The organism is Variovorax soli NBRC 106424 (assembly GCF_001591385.1).
Taxonomy (GTDB): domain Bacteria; phylum Pseudomonadota; class Gammaproteobacteria; order Burkholderiales; family Burkholderiaceae_C; genus Variovorax; species Variovorax soli.
Map to the genome: position 1 here is coordinate 15,780 of NZ_BCUU01000010.1, position 17,905 is coordinate 33,684.

The following is a 17,905-nucleotide window of genomic DNA, read 5'->3' on the forward strand; positions in this document are numbered from 1 at the left end:
CTTGGCGCAGCGAAAGCCTCAGAGCACTTCGAACACGCCGGCCGCGCCCATGCCGCCGCCGATGCACATCGTCACCACCACCTTCTTGGCGCCGCGGCGCTTGCCTTCGATGAGGGCGTGGCCCGTCAGGCGCTGGCCGCTCACGCCGTAGGGGTGGCCCACGGCGATGGCGCCGCCGTTGACGTTGAGGCGGTCATCCGGCAGGCCCAGCTTGTCGCGGCAGTACAGCACCTGCACCGCGAAGGCTTCGTTCAGCTCCCACAGGTCGATGTCGCTGACCTTCAGGCCCAGGTTCTTGAGCACCTTCGGGATCGCGAAGACCGGGCCGATGCCCATCTCGTCGGGCTCGCAGCCGGCCACGGCAAAGCCGAGGAAGCGGCCCAGGGGCTTGAGGCCCTTTTGCTCGGCGAACTTCTCATTGACGACCACGCAGGCGCCGGCACCGTCGGAGAACTGGCTGGCGTTGCCGGCCGAGATCAGGCCGCCGGGAATGGCCGAGCGGATGCCGCTGATGCCTTCCTTGGTGGTGCCGGGACGGATGCCTTCGTCGTTCTCGACGGTAACTTCCTTGGTACGCAGGCCCATCACGGGGTCGGCCACGCCGGCCAGCACGGTGATGGGGGCGATCTCGTCCTTGAACTTGCCGGCTTCCAGCGCGGCGGTGGCGCGCTGCTGGCTGCGGGCGCCGTACTCGTCCATGGCGTCGCGGCCGATGCTGTAGCGCTTGGCCACCTGCTCGGCCGTCTGCAGCATGTTCCAGTAGATCTCGGGCTTGATCTTCAGCAGCGACGGATCGACGATCATGTGCTTGTTGGCCTCGTTCTGCACGCACGAGATGCTCTCCACGCCGCCGGCCACGTACACGTCGCCCTCGCCCGCGATGATGCGCTGGGCGGCGGTGGCGATGGTCTGCAGGCCCGAGGAGCAGAAGCGGTTGATGGTCATGCCCGAGGTGGTGATGGGCAGGCCGGCCTTCAGCGCGATCTGGCGCGCGATGTTGGAGCCGGTGGCGCCCTCGGGCGTGGCGCAGCCCATGATCACGTCGTCGACCAGGGCGCCGTCGATGCCGGCGCGCTGCACCGCATGCTGCACCGCGTGGCCACCCAGGGTGGCGCCGTGGGTCATGTTGAAGGCACCCTTCCAGCTCTTGGCGAGCGGAGTGCGGGCGGTGGAAACGATGACGGCGCTGGTCATGGTGGGTTCCTTTGCGAGAAAAAGAAGGGTCTCTGGTGAATGGGATCAGTCTTGCGCCACGGCGGTGCCGGCGTTGCGCAGGAGCTGCTGATAGAACTGGATCATCTCCACGTAGTTCTCGATGGAGATTCGCTCGTTGGTGCCGTGAAAGCGCGGCAGGTCTTGCGGCTTGGCGCGCACCGGCGAGAAGCGGTAGACGGCATCGGACACGCCGTTGAAGTGGCGCGAATCGGTGGCCGCCACCATCAGGCTCGGGGCCACCACGCCCTCGGGGAACACTTCGCGCACGGTGCGCTGGATGGCCATGTAGCCCGGCCCTTGCATGGGCGACACCGGCGAAGGCTCGGAATTGCCCGGGTAGTGAGCGACCTTGATGGCGTCGTCCGCCACCGTCTTGTGCACATGCTCTTCCACCGACGCCAGCGACTCGCCCGGCAGGATGCGGAAGTTGACCGTGGCTTCGACATGGCCGGGCATCACGTTGTCCTTGTTGCCCGCCTGGAAGATGGTCAGCGCCGTGGTGGTGCGCAGCATGGTGTTGGTGCTGGGGCTCTTTTCGAGCTGCTTTTGCACCAGCGGGCCGAACAGCCACAGGTTGGACAGGGCCACCTGGTTGAAGCCGGTCATCTCGGGCGCCAGCGTCTCGAACATGCTGCCTGCCACGCCGCCGAGGCTGGCGGGCAGCTGGTTCGATTCGAGCTTGGCGAGCGCGCGGCTCATGCTGCCGATGCCGCTCTGGGCCGGCGGCATCGACGAGTGGCCCGGCGCCGTGTCGAGCGTCAGCTTGAAGCTGCCGAAGCCCTTCTCGGCCAGGCCGATGAGCGCCGCGGGCTGCGACAGGCCTGGCAGCATGCCTTCGGTGATCAGCATGCCTTCGTCGAGGACCCAGGCCAGCTTCACGCCGCGCTCTTTCAAGAGCGCAGCGATCGGCTTGGCGCCGCGCAGGCCGCTCACTTCTTCATCCGCGCCGGAGATGAGGTAGATGGTCTGCTTCGGCTGGAAGCCGCTGGCCACCAGCGCCTCGATGGCTTCCATCTGCGACAGCAGGTTGCCCTTGTTGTCCCATGCACCGCGGCCCCACACATAGCCGTCCTTGATGGTGCCGCCGAAGGGCTCGGTCGTCCATGCGGACTCGGTGCCCGAGGCGATCGGCACCACGTCCTGGTGCGCCATCAAGGCCACCGGCGGCGCCTTGGGGTCGCTGCCCTGCCAGGTGTAGAGCAGCGACAAGCCGCCCACCACCTCTTTCTTCAGGGTGGCGTGCAGCCTGGGAAACTTCTGCTCCAGGTAGGCATGCAGGCGCAGGAACTCCTCGCGGTTGTAGTCGGGGTCTTCCTGGCTGCTGACGGTCTTGAAGCGCACCGCGCCCGCCAGGCGCTCGGCCACGGCCTGCGCATCGACCGGCGCCTTCTGAATGGGTGCCACGCTCACCTGGCGCGAGGGCGTGCGCCAGGTCTTGATGCCCACCGCCGCCGCCAGCACCACGAGGGCCAGCAGAAGCAACAGGACGATGCGCTTGACGACTGCCACGGTTGCCTTCGTTCCCGTCGATCAGCTGAAGGACTTGCCTTCGGCGGCAAGCTTGGTGATCAGCTTGGCCGGTTCCCAGAAGGCCGCGTCGTCGCGCGGGTTCAGCGCAAAGCGGCGCATGGTGGCGGCCACGTTGTACAGGCCCACCTGGCTGGCATAGTGCATCGGGCCGCCGCGCCACACGGGGAAGCCGTAGCCGGTGAGGTAGACCATGTCGATGTCGCCGGCCTTGGAGGCAATGCCGTCTTCCAGGATGTGCGCGCCTTCGTTGACCAGCGCGAACACCAGGCGCTGCACGATTTCCTCGTCGGAGATCTTGCGCGGCGTGATGCCCAGTTCCTTGCGGTGGTCCTCGATCATCTTGTTCACGAGCTCGCTCGGGATGGCTTCACGCTTGCCCGCCTGGTAGTCGTACCAGCCGGCGCCGGTCTTCTGGCCGAAGCGGCCCAGCTCGCACAGCTTGTCGGCCGTCTTGCTGTACTTCATGTCGGCGCGCTCCACGGCGCGGCGCTTGCGGATGGCCCAGCCGATGTCGTTGCCGGCCAAATCGCCCATGCGGAACGGGCCCATGGCAAAGCCGAACTTCTCGATGGCCTTGTCCACCTGTTGCGGCGTCGCGCCTTCGTCCAGCAGGAAGCCGGCCTGGCGGCTGTACTGCTCGATCATGCGGTTGCCGATGAAGCCGTCGCACACGCCCGAGACCACGGCCGTCTTCTTGATCTTCTTGCCCAAGGCCATCACGGTGGCCAGCACGTCCTTGGCGGTCTTCTCGCCGCGCACCACTTCCAGCAGCTTCATCACGTTGGCCGGGCTGAAGAAGTGCATGCCGACCACGTCCTGCGGACGCTTGGTGAACGAGGCGATCTTGTTCACGTCCAGCGTGGAGGTGTTGGAGGCCAGGATGGCGCCGGGCTTGGCCACTTCGTCGAGCTTCTTGAAGACCTGCTCCTTGACGCCCATTTCCTCGAACACGGCCTCGATGATCAGGTCGCAGTCCTTCAGGTCGTCGTAGCTCAGCGTGGTCGACAGCAGCGACATGCGCTGGTCGTACTTGTCCTGCTTGAGCTTGCCCTTCTTGACCTGGGCTTCGTAGTTCTTCTTGATGATGCCGATGCCGCGGTCCAGGGCCTCCTGCTTCATCTCGAGGATCTTGACCGGGATGCCCGCGTTCAGGAAGTTCATCGAGATGCCGCCGCCCATGGTGCCGGCGCCGATCACACCCACGGTCTTGATGTCGCGCTTGGGCGTGTCTTCCGGCACGTCCGGAATCTTGCTGGCGGCGCGCTCGGCCATGAAGATGTGGCGCAGCGCGCTGGATTCGGGCGTGAACATCAGGGCCGTGAAGATGCGGCGCTCTTCGGCCATGCCATCGTCGAACTTCATCTTCGTGGCGGCCTGCACCGCGTCCACGCACTTGAGCGGCGCCGGGAAGTTCTTGGACATGCCGCCCACCATGTTCTTGGCGAACTGGAAGTAGGCGTCGCCCTGCGGATGCTTGCACGGCAGGTTGCGCACCAGGGGCAGTTCACCGCCCTTGCCGGCCACGTCCTTGGCGAAGGCAATGGCTTCTTCCACCACGCTCTCGGCCGAAGCGGCCATCTTGTCGAACAGCTTCTGGCCCGGCAGGCTGGCGAGCAGTTCGCTCTTGACCGGCTCGCCGCTCACGATCATGTTCAGGGCCGTTTCCACGCCCAGCACGCGCGGCAGGCGCTGCGTGCCGCCGGCGCCGGGGATCAGGCCTAGCTTGACTTCGGGCAGCGCCACATTGGTACCCGGCGCAGCCACGCGGTAGTGGCAGCCCAGGGACAGCTCCAGGCCGCCGCCCATGCACACGGTGTGGATCGCGGCCACCACCGGCTTGGTGCAGGCTTCGAGCGCCAGGATGACCGACAGCAGGTTGGGCTCGGCCAGTGCCTTGGGCGTGCCGAATTCCTTGATGTCCGCGCCGCCCGAGAAGGCCTTGCCGGCGCCGGTGACGACCACCGACTTGACCGCCGCATCCGCCTGCGCCTTGGCCAGGCCCTCGGTGATGCCCAGTCGGGTTGCATGACCCAGGCCGTTGACCGGAGGATTGTTCAGGGTGATCACGGCCACGTCGCCGTGGACTTTGTATTCAGCGGTCATGCTGCTTTCCTTTGAATGGGAAGAAATAATGAGTCGGACCCGAAGACGCCGCGCTGCCCGCATCAAAGCCGCGGGCCGGCGACGTCTTCCGTAAAAAGCACGGACGTTCTTTTTTTGGCGATTCTAGGGCGATGTCCTGTGCGCGCCGAGTCGCAACCGGGACAAAGCCCGGGCCTCTTGGTCGGGCCCCTGGGTGCTCAGACCTCGAGCCACTCCTTGCGGGTGGCTGCATCGGCACGCAGCGAATCGGGCGTGCCGTCGAAAACGATCGTACCGTGGCCCATGACCAGGGCGCGATCGGAAATGTGCATCGCAATGGTCAGTTTCTGCTCAATCAGCAACACGGAGATGCCGCGGTCCTTCAGCCGCTTGAGGTACTCGCCCACCAGCTCGACGATCTTGGGCGCCAGGCCCTCGGTGGGCTCGTCGATGATGATCAGGTCGGGGTCGCCCATGAGCGTGCGGCACAGCGTGAGCATCTGCTGCTCGCCGCCGGAGAGCACGCCCGCCTCGGTGTGCTGGCGCTCCTTCAGGCGCGGGAACATGGCGTACATGTCGTCGAAGCTCCAGCGGCTGCCCTTGCCGTTGCCCTTCTGGCCCAAGAGCAGGTTCTGGTGCACGGTGAGCTTGGGGAAGATGTCGCGGTTCTCCGGCACGTAGCCGATGCCCAGGTGCGCCACCTCGTAGGCCTTCTTGCGCAGGATGTCCTGGCCCTGCCAGTGCAGGTGCCCTTCGGCATGCACCAGGCCCATGATGGCTTTTGCGGTGGTCGAGCGGCCCGAGCCGTTGCGGCCCAGCAGGGCCACGATCTCGCCCTTGCCCACCTCGAAGGAAACGCCATGCAGCACATGGCTCTTGCCGTAGTAGGCGTGGATGTCTTGTAGCTTCAGCATGAATCAGTGTCCCCCTTGGGCGTGAGCGACGGGGGAGCCCAGATAGGCTTCCTGGACGCGGTCGTTCGCGCGCACCTTGTCCGGCGTGTCGAAGGCGATCACCTCGCCATACACCACCACGGCGATCTTGTCGGCCAGGCCGAAGACCACGCCCATGTCGTGCTCCACCGTGAGCAGCGTGCGGCCCGTGGTCACCTGGCGGATGAGCGAGATGAAGTGCGCCGTCTCGGTCTTGCTCATGCCGGCCGTGGGTTCGTCCAGCAGGATGACTTCGGCCCCGCCGGCGATGGTGATGCCGATCTCCAGCGCGCGCTGCTCGGCGTAGGTGAGGTTCACCGCCAGCACGTTGCGCTTCTTGGCCAGGCCCACCTGCACCAGCAGTTCTTCGGCCCGCTCGTTCGCATCGTCCAGGTTGGAGAGAAAGCGCAGGAAGGTGTACTTGTAGCCCAGGCTCCACAGCACGCCGCAGCGCAGGTTCTCGAAGACGCTGAGCTTGGGAAAGATGTTGGTGATCTGGAAGCTGCGCGACAGCCCCAGGCGGTTGACCTCGAAAGGCTTGAGGCCGTCGATGCGCCCGCCCTTGAGGTACACCTCGCCGCTGCTGGGCGCCATGCGCCCGCTGATGAGGTTGAAGAGCGTCGACTTGCCCGCGCCGTTGGGGCCGATGATGGCCACCCGCTCGCCGGCCGCCACCGCCAGGTTCACCCCGCGGATGATCTCGGTCTTGCCGAAGCTCTTGCGCAGGTCTTTCAGTTCGAGTGCGTAGGTCATTGCTTGTTCTGCTCCGTGCCTTACAGGCTTTCGCGGCGCTTGATTTCCGCTTCGATTTCTTCCTGCGCATGGCCCCAGACCGCCACGAACTTGCGCCGCACGACCTCGAACGCGGCCAGGCCGGCCACCAGCAGGCCCGCACCCAGGGCCCACGAGCCGCCCTGCGAGGTATCGAGCTCGGTGCCGAACAGGCGCACCTTCGGGCCGAGGGCCGCGTTGAGCTGCATGTGGTAGATCATCTCGATGAGCATCGCCGCGCCCACCACCATGACGGCCGAGGCGAGGATGAGGCCGATGTACGGTGCCACCAGGCGCTTGAACTTGCCGAAGGCGGCCACGCGCACGTTCATCATGACCAGGCTGGCCACGCCGCCGGGCGCGAACATCACCATCAGCAGGAAGACCAGGCCCAGGTACAGCAGCCAGGCCTTGGACAGCTCCGACAGCAGGATGGAGGCGAACACCAGCAGCACCGCGCCGATCATCGGCCCGAAGAAGAAGGTGGCACCGCCCAGGAAGGTGAACAGCAGGTAGCCGCCCGAGCGCAGCGCATTCAGGCTGTCGGCCGCGTTCACGATCTCGAAGTTGATGGCCGCCAGGCCGCCGCCAATGCCGCCGAAGAAGCCGGCGATGATGAAGGCGAAGTAGCGCACCCGCTGCGTGTTGTAGCCGATGAACTCCACCCGCTCCGGGTTGTCGCGCACCGCGTTGAGCATGCGGCCCAGCGGCGTGCCGGTGAAGGCGAACATGAGTGCCGTGCAGACGAAGCAGTACACGGCGATCAGGTAGTACACCTGGATCTGCGGGCCGAAGTTGATGCCCAGCAGCGCCTTGCCGTACACGCGGTCTGTGGTGACGCCGCCCTCCCCGCCGAAGAAGCCGGGGAACATCAGCGCCATGGCCGCCACCAGTTCGCCGATGCCCAGCGTGATCATGGCGAAGGTGGTGCCCGACTTCTTGGTGGTCACGTAGCCGAACAGCACGGCAAAGAAAGCGCCGCCCAGGCCGCCCACGATGGGAATCAGCACCAGCGGCACCGGCATCGAGCCCTTGGCGGCCAGGTTCATCGTGTGGATGGCGATGAACGAGCCCAGGCCCACGTACACGGCATGGCCGAAGCTGAGCATGCCGCCCTGGCCCAGCAGCATGTTGTAGCTCAGGCAGATGATGATGAGGTAGCCGATCTGCGAGAGCATGGTCAGCGCCAGGCTGCTCTTGAAGATGAGCGGCGCCACGATCAGCGCGATGGCGAACAGCGACCAGATCAGGATCCGGCCGACGTTCAGCGGCTTGAAGCGGTAGTAAGGCGTGGCGGTGGTCGTCGAGGACATGGTGGAGCTCATGAACGTCAGTCCTCCCGGGTACCGAGCAGGCCCTTGGGGCGGAAGATGAGGATCAGCACGAGGAACAGGTACGGCAGGATCGGCGCCACCTGCGAAATGGTGAGGGACAGCAGCGGATAGGCGAAGGTCTCGGGCGTGATGCTCATGCCCAGCGACTGCAGTGCCGAGGCGCCCGAGTAGTCCAGCGCCACGGCAAAGGTCTGCACGATGCCGATGAGCAGCGACGCCAGGAAGGCGCCGGCCAGCGACCCCATGCCGCCCACCACCACCACCACGAAGATGATGGAGCCCACAGATGCCGCCATGGCCGGCTCGGTGACGTAGGTGTTGCCGCCGATCACGCCGGCCAGGCCGGCCAGGGCCGCGCCGCCGCCGAACACCAGCATGAACACGCGCGGCACGTTGTGGCCCAGCGCCTCCACCATTTCAGGATGCTTGAGCGCGGCCTGGATCACCAGCCCGATGCGTGTGCGCGTGAGCAGCAGCCACACTGACAGCAGCATCAGCAAGGCCACCAGCATGATGAAGGAGCGCGACTTGGGGAACTGCGTGCCGAACAGCGTGAACAGCGGGCCCTGCAGCTGCTCGGGCAGGCCGTAAGGCACCGTGGAGCGGCCCCAGACGAGCTGCACCAGCTCCAGGATGAGGTACGAGAGGCCGAAGGTCACCAGCAGCTCGGGCACGTGCCCGAACTTGTGCACCCGGCGCAGGCTGTAGCGCTCGAACAGCGCCCCCAGTCCACCCACCAGCAGCGGCGCGATGAACAGCGCCGGCCAGAAGCCCACCACGCCCGACAGCGTGTAGGCGAAATAGGCGCCCAGCATGTAGAAGCTGGTGTGCGCGAAATTGAGCACGCCCATCATGCTGAAGATGAGCGTCAGGCCCGAGCTCAGCATGAACAGCAGCAGCCCGTAGCTGACGCCGTTCAGCAACGAGATGACGAAGAATTCCATTTGAGAAGTCACTCCCTAGGCAGGAAACAAAAAAAGGGCCCGATGTTGGTCGGGCCCTTCTCCATGGAGCCGCTCGAAGTGCGGCGCCGAGGCCGCGTCAGCCGTTCTGGCCGGGACGCTTCATCTGGCAGGTAGTGGGCGTGCTGGCCACGTAGGCGTCGTAGAACTTCACCGGTGCCAGGGTGTAGCCGGTGTTTTCCGGGCTGTAGGGATACTTGGCGCTGGCCTTCTCCCAACGGGTGATGTAGAGGCCCTGCTGCATCTGATGGTCGGCCTTGCGCAGTTCCACGTCGCCGTTGTAGCTCTGGAACTTCATGCCCTCGAGCGTGGCGGCCACCTTCAGCACGTCGGTCGTCTTGGCCTTGGCGATGGCCTCGGACAGCGACAGCAGCACCGTGTAGAGCGACGTGGTGTACATGTCGTCGTTGAAGCGCTTCTTGTACTCGTCGGCCCACTTCTGCATCTGGCCGCCCATGTTGTAGTGGGCATAGCCGACCTGGTAGACCTTGCCGTCGGAGGCCGCGCCCATGGCGGTCGGCGTGCCGGTGGTCACGGCGTAGTAGGTGTAGAACTTGACGTTCAGGCCGGCGTCGTTCGAGGCCTTGATGAGCAGCGCCAGGTCGGAGCCCCAGTTGCCGGTGATGACGGTGTCGGCGCCCGACTGCTTGATCTTGGCGATGTAGGGCGCGAAGTCGCGCACCTGGGCCAGCGGGTGCAGGTCGTCGCCCACGATTTCCACGTCGGGCCGCTTGACCTTCAGGTTCTCCTTGGCGAACTTGGAGACCTGCTGGCCGTGCGAGTAGTTCTGGTTGATCAGGTAGACCTTCTTGATGTCCTTCTGATCCTTCATGTAGGTGGTCAGCGCCTCCATCTTCATGGAGGTGTCAGCGTCATAGCGGTACTGCCAGTAGCTGCACTTGCTGTTGGTCAGGTCGGGATCGACGGCAGCGTAGTTGAAGTACAGAACTTCCTTGCCGGGGTTGCGGGCGTTGTTCTTTTCCAGCGCGTCGATGATGGCCAGCGCCGGGCCGGAGCCGTTGCCCTGCAGGACGAAGCGGGCGCCCTGGTCCATGGCCGAGCGCAGCGCCGCGGTGGTTTCCTGCGGGCTGAGCTTGTTGTCGATGGGAATGATCTCGAACTTGACGCCGGCCGCGTTCTTCTCGTTGAACTTCTCGGCGAAGAACTGCAGCGTCTTGAGCTGGTTGGTGCCCACGGCGGCCATCAGGCCCGAGAGCGGGTCGAGCCAGGCGATCTTGACGGTCTCGCCCTTCTGAGCAAAGGCGCCGGTCGCGGTTGCCGCGACGAGGCTGGCGGTCACGAGTTTCAGTGCGAACTTCATACGAGTCTCCAGAGTTTGCAGTCAGTCTTCAAAAGCCAGGGGCCGAGCGGATTACAAGCGCTTTCCAGGGAGCATTTCACAGGGATTGCCCCTAAGAGAAGCCCATCCCTATCACACAGGTGACAACTTGCGCCGTGGTGGTGCTACCGCCCGGTAGAAATGGCCGCCGGTTCAGAGCCCCGGCAGCTTGTAGTCCTTCAGGGTTTCACGCAGTTTGGTCTTCAGGATCTTGCCGGTTGCGCCCAGCGGAATGGCATCGGCGAACACCACGTCGTCCGGGATCTGCCACTTGGCGGTCTTGCCGTCGTAGAACCTGAGCAGCTCGTCGCGCGTGACTTCCGCGCCGGGGCGCTTGACCACGATGACGATCGGCCGCTCGTCCCACTTGGGGTGGGCCACGCCGATGCAGGCGGCCATCGCAACGGCCGGATGCGCCACCGCGATGTTCTCGATGTCGATGGAGCTGATCCATTCGCCGCCGGACTTGATCACGTCCTTGCTGCGGTCGGTGATCTGCAGGTAGCCGTCGGCGTCGATTGTGGCCACGTCGCCGGTGGGGAACCAGCCCTGGCCGCTCGCGTCCTTGACCAGGGGGTCGCCGCCCTCGCCCTTGAAGTACTCGCGCACCACCCAGGGGCCCTTCACGTACAGGTCGCCGTAGGCCTTGCCGTCCCACGCGACGTCCTGGCCGTCCCCGTCCACGATCTTCATGTCCACGCCGAAGATGGCGCGGCCCTGCTTGAGGCGGATGGCCAGCCGGTCGTCCGGGCTCATCTCCATGTGCTTGTTCTTCAGGGTGCACAGGGTGCCCAGCGGGGACATCTCGGTCATGCCCCAGGCATGCAGCACCTCCACGCCGTAGTCGTCCTGGAAGGCGCGGATCATGGCCGGCGGGCAGGCCGAGCCGCCGATGACGGTGCGCTTGAGGGTGGAGAAGCGCAGGTTGTTCGGCTTCATGTGACCCAGCATCATCTGCCACACGGTCGGCACGCCGGCGGCGAAGGTGACCTTTTCGGCCTCGATGAGTTCGAACACCGACTTGCCGTCCAGCGCCGGGCCGGGAAACACCAGCTTGCAGCCCACCATGGCCGCCGAGTACGGAATGCCCCAGGCGTTGACGTGGAACATGGGCACCACCGGCAGCACCGAGTCGCGCGCCGACAGGCACATCACGTCGGGCAGCGCCGCGGCATAGGCATGCAGCACCGACGAGCGGTGGCTGTACAGCGCGGCCTTGGGGTTGCCCGTGGTGCCGCTCGTGTAGCACATGCTCGAGGCGGTGTTCTCGTCAAACTTGGGCCAGGCGTAGTCGCTGGGTTGTGTGCCCATCCAGGCCTCGTAGCTCACCAGGTTGGGCACGCCGGAATCCTGCGGCAGCTTGTCGGCGTCGCACAGCGCAATCCACTTGCGCACCTTGGGGCAGCGCGCATGCACCGCCTGCACCAAGGGCAGGAAGCTCAGGTCGAAGGCCAGCATGCTGTCTTCCGCATGGTTGGCGATCCAGGCGATCTGGTCGGGATGCAGGCGCGGGTTGATGGTGTGCAGCACCCGGCCCGAGCCGCTCACGCCGTAGTACAGCTCCAGGTGGCGGTAGCCGTTCCAGGCCAGCGTGGCTACGCGGTCGGAAAAGGCCACGCCGTCCGAATCCAGCGCCCGTGCCACCTGGCGCGCGCGCCGCGCCACGTCGGTCCAGGTGTAGCGATGGATGTCGCCCTCGACCCGCCGCGACACGATCTCGCCGTCGCCATGGTGGCGCTCGGCGAATTCGAGCAGCGAAGAAATCATCAGAGGGTGTTCCTGCATCAGCCCCAGCATGGGTTTGTCTCCTTGCGATCAGTCATTGAAACGATTACGTCGCGGAGTATTGCGCAGTGCAACAAGCGCATGACTGGGGGAATGCCCGTAGCAATGACACGGGTCATTGCGCGGTGATCTTCGCGGTGGTGGGCGTCGCGTCCAGAAGCAGCGATGCGGGCCACGGCGACCAGCTGGCGCCGAGCGCGGCGGTATTGGGATCGCCGGTGCGCATGAAGGCGCCGATGCTGGCCATGAACGCCTTGGACAGCGCCACCCGGCCCGGCTCGTTGGCCTTGCTGAAGGCCACGCTCGCCAGCAGCGAGGGGCCGAAGTTGCCGAACAGGAACGGCAGGTCGAAGGCATGCGCCGCGCCGTACACGTCGTTCCACGGCGCCGGCTGCTGCGCCCAGTCGAAGCGGTAGTGCCACAGCCTGGCCTGGTTCGGCTTGAGGGTATTGAGCAGGTTGTCGCGGTTGGCCTCGAACAGCCCGGCGGTGATCAGGCCCGTGGCCGCGTTGAAGCCGGTGACCGGCGTATCCACCGGAAGGTAGGACGCATCGATGATGTCGCCCGTCGCCACCTTGGCCGGCGCGTCGGGGTCGTTGTCGAACATCATCGAGAAGCGCGTCGCATCGTTCACGATCCAGCCCGGCTTGAACGTGGGCGACAGCGAGGGCAGCAAGGACGCGAACAGCTTGCCCTCTTCCCGGGTGGTGCCCGCCATCAGCGGCATGTTCAGGCCCTGCCCCGCCGCCAGCGCGCCGATGGGGTCCAGCGGCACCACCTTGCCGTCCGGAATCGGGTTGGCCGCGTTCAGGCCGGCCGCCAGCACCACCTTGAGCAGCGCGCTGCCGTCCTTGCCGCGCAGGTAGGCGGCAATCTGCTCGGGCGTGCGGCCGGCGATGTAGGCCTGCGCCGCGGTGGCATCGGCGGCCGTGCCGTCGGCCACGAGCAGGCTGGCCAGGATGCCCTGGCCCTGCGCGAGGGATGCCGAGGCCGGCGACAGCGCGGGCACGGTGCGCGGCGGCAGGTTGCTGGCGATGGACACCCCACCGCTCATCTCGATGGCCTTGTGGAAGAGCCCCGCGTTCCTGGACGAGCTCATCATCGCCAGCAGGTTGACCGCGCCGGCGGATTCGCCCGAGAGCGTGACGTTGGACGGATTGCCGCCGAAGCCGGCGATGTCGGACTGGACGAACTTGAGCGCCGCCGCGATGTCCAGCAGCGCGAAGTTGCCCGATTCTTCGCCATCGGCCTGGGCCAGCTGCGGCACGTTGAAGAAGCCCAGAATGCCCAGCCGGTAGTTGACCGTGACGACCACCGCGTTGGCGGCCTTGGCCAGGTTGGCGCCGTCGTAGATCGGATCGGCCGTGTAGCCGGAGATGTTGCTGCCGCCATGCACGAAGACCAGCACCGGCAGGTTCTTCTCGTCGCTGGCCGGGCGCCAGATGTTGAGGTAAAGGCAATCCTCGCTGCCCACCGGCTGGCCCATGGTGGTGCCGATGGAGGCGTCGTAGGTGTTGTTGGCGCCGGGGCCGAACATGCGGCCGATCTGCAGGCAGGCGCTGGCAAAGCTCTTGGCCGGGCGCACGCCGTTCCATGCCTTCGGCGCAGCCGGCGCACGCCAGCGCAGCGCGCCAGTGGGCGCTTGCGCATAGGGCACGCCCTTCCAGAAATAGGTGCCCGACCGAACGCTGTCGTCCACGCCCTGCAGCGCGCCGGCGGAGGTCTGGCGTAGTGCCGGGTCGGCCGCCACAGGGGGCGGCTCGTTCGCCGGCGGCGGCGAAGAGGCCGGTGGGTTGGATGAACCACCGCACGCTGCCAGCAAGGCCGCCGCGGCCCACGCCAGCACCCAGGGTCTGCTCGCGCGCGCCCGTTGCACCGCGACCTTCTCGATGTTCCTGCTCATGGCTTGCCTGTCTCCACACCGGGTTATTGGGAATGCTCTGCCGTGCCGCCGCGCGCCATACTGGCGGCGCGGTCCGGCGACTCGGCCATTCTGTGATCCGGACTCGTCCCCGGCGCTATCCCAAGCGCGCCAAAACAATGACTTCACAAAGCCACTCCATCGCCCCCCGAACACCTGCCCACGGCCCACGTTCCCTGCGGTCCGGCGCACCGGCTCGGCCCGGCCGGCGCACCAGCAGCGCCGCCTGGCTGGAAGGCGTGCTGTCGATGTTCGATGCGCAGGGCCTGAACGTGCCGGCCCTGATGGCCGATGCCGGCTTCGACCCCGATTCCGTCCACCAGCAGGGCGCGCGCTTCGCGGTGGACGACATCACGGTGCTGTGGCAGCGCGCCGTGGCGCATGCCGCCTGTCCCACCCTGGGGCTGAGCCGGCCGCTGGCCGCCGCCTACGGCCGCGTGGGCGCGGTCGGCCACTCCATGGCCAGCAGCCCCGACCTGCGCACGGCGCTGGCGAGGCTGCAGCGCTACATGGCCGTCATCTCGGACGCGACGACCCTCAACCTGGAAACCGATGGCCGCGGCTGCTGGCTCGCCACCTCGCATGCCGGCGGTACCCTGCCCATTCCGAGGCAGCGGCTCGAATTCGCCATGCTGACCACCTTCACGCAGTGCCAATGGATCACGCGGCGCGAGCTGGCGCCGCTGGCGGTCGAGTTCGCCTATGCGGCGCCGGCCGACCGGCGCGCGCATGAAGACGCCTTTGGCTGCGAGATCCGCTTTGGCGCGGCCACCAACCGCATCCTTCTGTCCAATGCCGACCTCGCCGTGCCCCTGCCCACTGCAGACGCCGCGCTGTCGGCCGTGCACGAGCGGCTGCTCGACGAGCAGATGGAAAGGCTGGGCCAGAGGAGCTTCAGCGCCAAGGTCAGCGCCGAGATCGCGCGCTGCCTGCCTTCGGGCGAGCCGCGCCGGCCGGACGTGGCCGCCTCCCTTTGCATGGCCGACCGCACGCTGCAGCGGCGCCTGCATGACGAAGCGGTGTCCTTCCAGTCGCTGCTCGAGCAGACCCGGCAGGAACTGGCCCGCCAATACCTGGCCGATTCGCGCTATTCGCTGGCCGAAGTGGCCGACCTGCTGGGCTTCGTGGACACCAGCAACTTCTTTCGCGCCTGCAAGCGATGGTTCGGCCTGCCGCCGGCGCAGTACCGGGCGAAGGTGCGGCACGCCGACGCCTAGAACCCTGTCAAGGCCCCGGGGAAAAAGGGGCTCTGCCCGCTGAAGGACAATCCGGGGCATGAGCCTTCTTGCCGACGAAGCCCGGGCAGCCCGCCTGGGCCTGCGCTGGAAACCCGGTTTCCACACGCTGGGCCCCGCCTTCTACACCGAACTGCGTCCTCGCCCTCTGCCCGACCCGTACTGGGTAGGGCGCAGCCCGTCGGTCGCCCGCGACCTGGGCATGGGCGCCGGGCAACTGGACACGCCTGAGGCCCTCGAAGCCTTCACAGGCAACCTGCTCATCGAAGGCAGCCAGCCGCTGGCCACCGTGTACAGCGGCCACCAGTTCGGCGTGTGGGCCGGCCAGCTCGGCGACGGCCGGGCCATCCTGCTGGGCGAGACCGACACGGGCCTGGAAGTGCAGCTCAAGGGCAGCGGCCTCACGCCCTATTCACGCATGGGCGACGGGCGGGCCGTGCTGCGATCGAGCATCCGCGAATTCCTGTGCAGCGAAGCCATGCATGCGCTGGGCATTCCGACCACGCGCGCCTTGTGCGTCACGGGCTCCGACGCGCCGGTGCGGCGCGAAGAAATCGAAACCGCCGCCGTGGTCACCCGGGTGGCACCCAGCTTCATCCGCTTCGGCCATTTCGAGCATTTCGCGGCCAACGAGCGCGTGGCCGAACTGCGCCAACTGGCCGACTACGTGATCGACCGCTATTACCCGGCCTGCCGCGAGAGCCAGCGCTTTGGCGGCAACCCTTATGCCAACCTGCTGGAGGCCGTGAGCGAGCGCACCGCCCGGCTGCTGGCGCAGTGGCAGGCGGTGGGCTTCTGCCATGGGGTGATGAACACCGACAACATGAGCATCCTGGGCCTGACCATCGACTACGGGCCCTTCCAGTTTCTGGACGGCTTCGATCCGCGCCACATCTGCAACCACAGCGACACGGCCGGCCGCTACGCCTACAACCAGCAGCCCAACGTGGCTTACTGGAACCTGTTCTGCCTGGCGCAGGCGCTGCTGCCGCTCATCGAAGACCAGCAGGTGGCCGTGGCGGCACTGGAGTCGTACAAGACGGTGTTCCCGGCCGAGTTCGAATCGCGCATGCGCGCCAAGCTGGGCCTGGCCGAAGCGGCCGACGGCGACCGCGAGCTGGTGAACGACCTGCTGCGCGCGCTGGCCGCCGAAAAGGTGGACTGGACCATCTTCTGGCGCCGCCTGTCGCAGCACGTGGCCGGCGACGGCCAGCAGGCCGTGCGCGACCTGTTCATCGACCGAGCCGCCATCGATGCCTGGCTGCCGGCCTACACCGAGCGCCGCGGCCAGCAGTCCGTGGGCGACGCCGAGGCCGCAGCGGCCATGCTGCGCGCCAACCCCAAGTTCGTGCTGCGCAACCACCTCGGGCAACTGGCCATCGACCAGGCCCGCCAGAAGGACTTTTCGGGCGTCGCCCGCTTGCAAGCGCTGCTCGAGGCGCCATTTGAAGAACACCCCGGCCATGAAGACATGGCCGGATTCCCCCCCGATTGGGCCTCCTCCATCGAAATCAGCTGCTCGTCATGACCTACCCCGTTCAAAAGACCGACGCCGAATGGAAGGCGCTGCTCGCCGAAAAAGGCGCCGAGCGCCCGGCCTTCGAAGTCACCCGCCACGCCGCCACCGAACGCCCCTTCACCGGCAAGTACGAAACCCACTGGGAAGACGGCAGCTACCATTGCATCTGCTGCGGCGCCAAGCTGTTCGACTCGGCGACCAAGTTCGACGCCGGCTGCGGCTGGCCCAGCTTCTCGCAGGAGGCGGTGCCCGGCGCCATCAAGAACGTGGTCGACCGCTCGCACGGCATGGTGCGCACCGAGAACCTGTGCGCCAACTGCGGCGCGCACCTGGGCCACGTCTTTCCGGACGGCCCCACCGACACCGGCCTGCGCTACTGCATGAATTCGGCTTCCCTGGATTTCAAGCCCCAGGAATGACACTGCCCCGCCCTCGCCTCTTCTTCACATGAAACTGCTGCTCGACTTCCTGCCCATCCTGCTGTTCTTCGGCGCCTTCAAGCTCTATGGCATCTATGTGGCCACCGGTGTGCTGATGGCGGCCACCGCCGTGCAGATGGCCTGGGTGTACTTCAAGGAGGGCAAGCTCGAGCCCATGCAGAAGGCCACGCTGGCGCTCATCCTGGTGTTCGGCACGCTCACGCTGGTGCTGCACGACGACCGCTTCATCAAGTGGAAGCCCACGGTGCTGTACGCGGCCATGGGCATCGGGCTGGCCGTGGCCTACTGGGGCACGAAGAAGAATTTCCTGAAGATGCTGCTGGGCACCCAGCTGGCCTTGCCCGAGCACATCTGGTCGCGGCTGAACATCGCCTGGATCGTCTACTGCCTGTTCATGTCGGCCATCAACGGCTGGGTGGCGGCCTTCTACAGCACCGACGCCTGGGTCAACTTCAAGCTGTGGGGCTACGTGTTCCCGATTGCCTTCCTGGTGGCGCAGGGCCTGTACATTGCGCCGCACATCAAGTCCGACGAGCCGCAGGCATGAGCATGCTGCACGCCCCTCCCACCGCGGCCGCGCTGCAGGCCCGCCTGGCCGAAGCGCTGCAGCCCACGCAGCTCGAAGTGATCGACGAAAGCGCCGCGCATACGGGCCACGCCGGGGCCAACGCCGAGGGCTACGGCACCCATTTCCGGGTGCGTATTTCCTCGCCTTTGTTCAAGGGCAAGAGCCGCGTGGCGCAACATCGGCTTGTGTATGATGCATTGCACGATTTCGTGGCCCGGGGCCTTCATGCGCTTGCCATCGAAGTGCTCTGACAACTACCTCCCTTGCTTTCC

At 66.4% G+C, this 17,905-nt stretch carries 15 protein-coding genes; 5 read left to right on the plus strand and 10 right to left on the minus strand.

The window, feature by feature from the left end:
- Positions 1 to 18: 18 nt before the first annotated feature.
- The 10 genes from VSO01S_RS05135 to VSO01S_RS05180 form a co-directional block, all read right to left on the minus strand.
- A complete protein-coding gene (locus tag VSO01S_RS05135) occupies positions 19 to 1,194 on the minus strand; it encodes an acetyl-CoA C-acyltransferase (RefSeq protein WP_068640726.1) in 1,176 nt (391 codons plus the stop codon).
- A gap of 45 nt (positions 1,195 to 1,239) precedes the next feature.
- Positions 1,240 to 2,724, minus strand: coding sequence for a M20 family peptidase (locus VSO01S_RS05140; protein WP_068640727.1), 1,485 nt, complete (start codon positions 2,722 to 2,724; stop codon positions 1,240 to 1,242).
- Positions 2,725 to 2,745: 21 nt separating this feature from the next.
- Entirely contained in the window at positions 2,746 to 4,848 is a 2,103-nt protein-coding gene (locus tag VSO01S_RS05145; RefSeq protein WP_068640728.1) for a 3-hydroxyacyl-CoA dehydrogenase NAD-binding domain-containing protein, read from the minus strand.
- Positions 4,849 to 5,045: 197 nt separating this feature from the next.
- A complete protein-coding gene (locus VSO01S_RS05150) occupies positions 5,046 to 5,741 on the minus strand; it encodes an ABC transporter ATP-binding protein (protein ID WP_068640729.1) in 696 nt (231 codons plus the stop codon).
- A 3-nt stretch (positions 5,742 to 5,744) separates the two neighbouring features.
- Positions 5,745 to 6,512, minus strand: a complete 768-nt coding sequence (locus VSO01S_RS05155) for an ABC transporter ATP-binding protein (RefSeq protein WP_068640730.1) — start codon at positions 6,510 to 6,512, stop codon at positions 5,745 to 5,747.
- A 20-nt stretch (positions 6,513 to 6,532) separates the two neighbouring features.
- The gene (locus tag VSO01S_RS05160; RefSeq protein ID WP_068640731.1) at positions 6,533 to 7,855 is read right to left on the minus strand and encodes a branched-chain amino acid ABC transporter permease; all 1,323 of its coding nucleotides are present in this window, start codon (positions 7,853 to 7,855) and stop codon (positions 6,533 to 6,535) included.
- 5 nt (positions 7,856 to 7,860) lie between these two features.
- Positions 7,861 to 8,808 carry a branched-chain amino acid ABC transporter permease gene (locus VSO01S_RS05165; protein WP_068640732.1) on the minus strand — a complete coding sequence of 316 codons (948 nt, stop codon included), beginning with the start codon at positions 8,806 to 8,808 and terminating at the stop codon, positions 7,861 to 7,863.
- 97 nt (positions 8,809 to 8,905) lie between these two features.
- Positions 8,906 to 10,147, minus strand: coding sequence for a branched-chain amino acid ABC transporter substrate-binding protein (locus VSO01S_RS05170; protein WP_068640733.1), 1,242 nt, complete (start codon positions 10,145 to 10,147; stop codon positions 8,906 to 8,908).
- 171 nt (positions 10,148 to 10,318) lie between these two features.
- On the minus strand, positions 10,319 to 11,962 hold the full coding sequence (locus VSO01S_RS05175; RefSeq protein ID WP_068640734.1) for a 3-(methylthio)propionyl-CoA ligase: 1,644 nt from the start codon (positions 11,960 to 11,962) through the stop codon (positions 10,319 to 10,321).
- A 103-nt stretch (positions 11,963 to 12,065) separates the two neighbouring features.
- Positions 12,066 to 13,853 (minus strand): carboxylesterase/lipase family protein, encoded by a 1,788-nt coding sequence (locus tag VSO01S_RS05180; protein ID WP_068640735.1) that lies wholly within the window; start codon positions 13,851 to 13,853, stop codon positions 12,066 to 12,068.
- A gap of 137 nt (positions 13,854 to 13,990) precedes the next feature.
- Between VSO01S_RS05180 and VSO01S_RS05185 the strand changes: the two genes are divergently transcribed.
- Genes VSO01S_RS05185 through VSO01S_RS05205 form a run of 5 tightly spaced genes read left to right on the plus strand, consistent with a single transcriptional unit; the run spans position 13,991 to position 17,884 of the window.
- Entirely contained in the window at positions 13,991 to 15,088 is a 1,098-nt protein-coding gene (locus VSO01S_RS05185; protein WP_373282872.1) for an AraC family transcriptional regulator, read from the plus strand.
- 58 nt (positions 15,089 to 15,146) lie between these two features.
- Positions 15,147 to 16,634: a protein adenylyltransferase SelO gene (locus VSO01S_RS05190; RefSeq protein ID WP_068640737.1), complete on the plus strand. Its 1,488-nt coding sequence runs from the start codon at positions 15,147 to 15,149 to the stop codon at positions 16,632 to 16,634.
- Complete coding sequence (gene msrB, locus VSO01S_RS05195; RefSeq protein ID WP_068640738.1) at positions 16,631 to 17,044, plus strand: peptide-methionine (R)-S-oxide reductase MsrB; 414 nt, start codon at positions 16,631 to 16,633, stop codon at positions 17,042 to 17,044. Before VSO01S_RS05190 ends, msrB begins: the two co-directional genes overlap by 4 nt.
- 28 nt (positions 17,045 to 17,072) lie before the next feature.
- Positions 17,073 to 17,612 carry a septation protein A gene (locus VSO01S_RS05200; RefSeq protein ID WP_068640739.1) on the plus strand — a complete coding sequence of 180 codons (540 nt, stop codon included), beginning with the start codon at positions 17,073 to 17,075 and terminating at the stop codon, positions 17,610 to 17,612.
- Positions 17,609 to 17,884 (plus strand): BolA family protein, encoded by a 276-nt coding sequence (locus VSO01S_RS05205; RefSeq protein ID WP_068640740.1) that lies wholly within the window; start codon positions 17,609 to 17,611, stop codon positions 17,882 to 17,884. Before VSO01S_RS05200 ends, VSO01S_RS05205 begins: the two co-directional genes overlap by 4 nt.
- The last annotated feature ends 21 nt before the right edge of the window (positions 17,885 to 17,905 follow it).

Bases quoted from the DNA above. Each gene is read 5' to 3' on its own strand.
- VSO01S_RS05200 (WP_068640739.1), top strand. From the start codon at position 17,073: ATGAAACTGCTGCTCGACTTCCTGCCCATCCTGCTGTTCTTCGGCGCC.
- VSO01S_RS05170 (WP_068640733.1), bottom strand. From the start codon at position 10,147: ATGAAGTTCGCACTGAAACTCGTGACCGCCAGCCTCGTCGCGGCAACC.
- VSO01S_RS05145 (WP_068640728.1), bottom strand. From the start codon at position 4,848: ATGACCGCTGAATACAAAGTCCACGGCGACGTGGCCGTGATCACCCTG.
- VSO01S_RS05150 (WP_068640729.1), bottom strand. From the start codon at position 5,741: ATGCTGAAGCTACAAGACATCCACGCCTACTACGGCAAGAGCCATGTG.
- VSO01S_RS05155 (WP_068640730.1), bottom strand. From the start codon at position 6,512: ATGACCTACGCACTCGAACTGAAAGACCTGCGCAAGAGCTTCGGCAAG.
- msrB (WP_068640738.1), top strand. From the start codon at position 16,631: ATGACCTACCCCGTTCAAAAGACCGACGCCGAATGGAAGGCGCTGCTC.
- VSO01S_RS05160 (WP_068640731.1), bottom strand. From the start codon at position 7,855: ATGAGCTCCACCATGTCCTCGACGACCACCGCCACGCCTTACTACCGC.
- VSO01S_RS05205 (WP_068640740.1), top strand. From the start codon at position 17,609: ATGAGCATGCTGCACGCCCCTCCCACCGCGGCCGCGCTGCAGGCCCGC.
- VSO01S_RS05190 (WP_068640737.1), top strand. From the start codon at position 15,147: ATGAGCCTTCTTGCCGACGAAGCCCGGGCAGCCCGCCTGGGCCTGCGC.
- VSO01S_RS05175 (WP_068640734.1), bottom strand. From the start codon at position 11,962: ATGCTGGGGCTGATGCAGGAACACCCTCTGATGATTTCTTCGCTGCTC.
- VSO01S_RS05180 (WP_068640735.1), bottom strand. From the start codon at position 13,853: ATGAGCAGGAACATCGAGAAGGTCGCGGTGCAACGGGCGCGCGCGAGC.
- VSO01S_RS05165 (WP_068640732.1), bottom strand. From the start codon at position 8,808: ATGGAATTCTTCGTCATCTCGTTGCTGAACGGCGTCAGCTACGGGCTG.
- VSO01S_RS05135 (WP_068640726.1), bottom strand. From the start codon at position 1,194: ATGACCAGCGCCGTCATCGTTTCCACCGCCCGCACTCCGCTCGCCAAG.
- VSO01S_RS05185 (WP_373282872.1), top strand. From the start codon at position 13,991: ATGACTTCACAAAGCCACTCCATCGCCCCCCGAACACCTGCCCACGGC.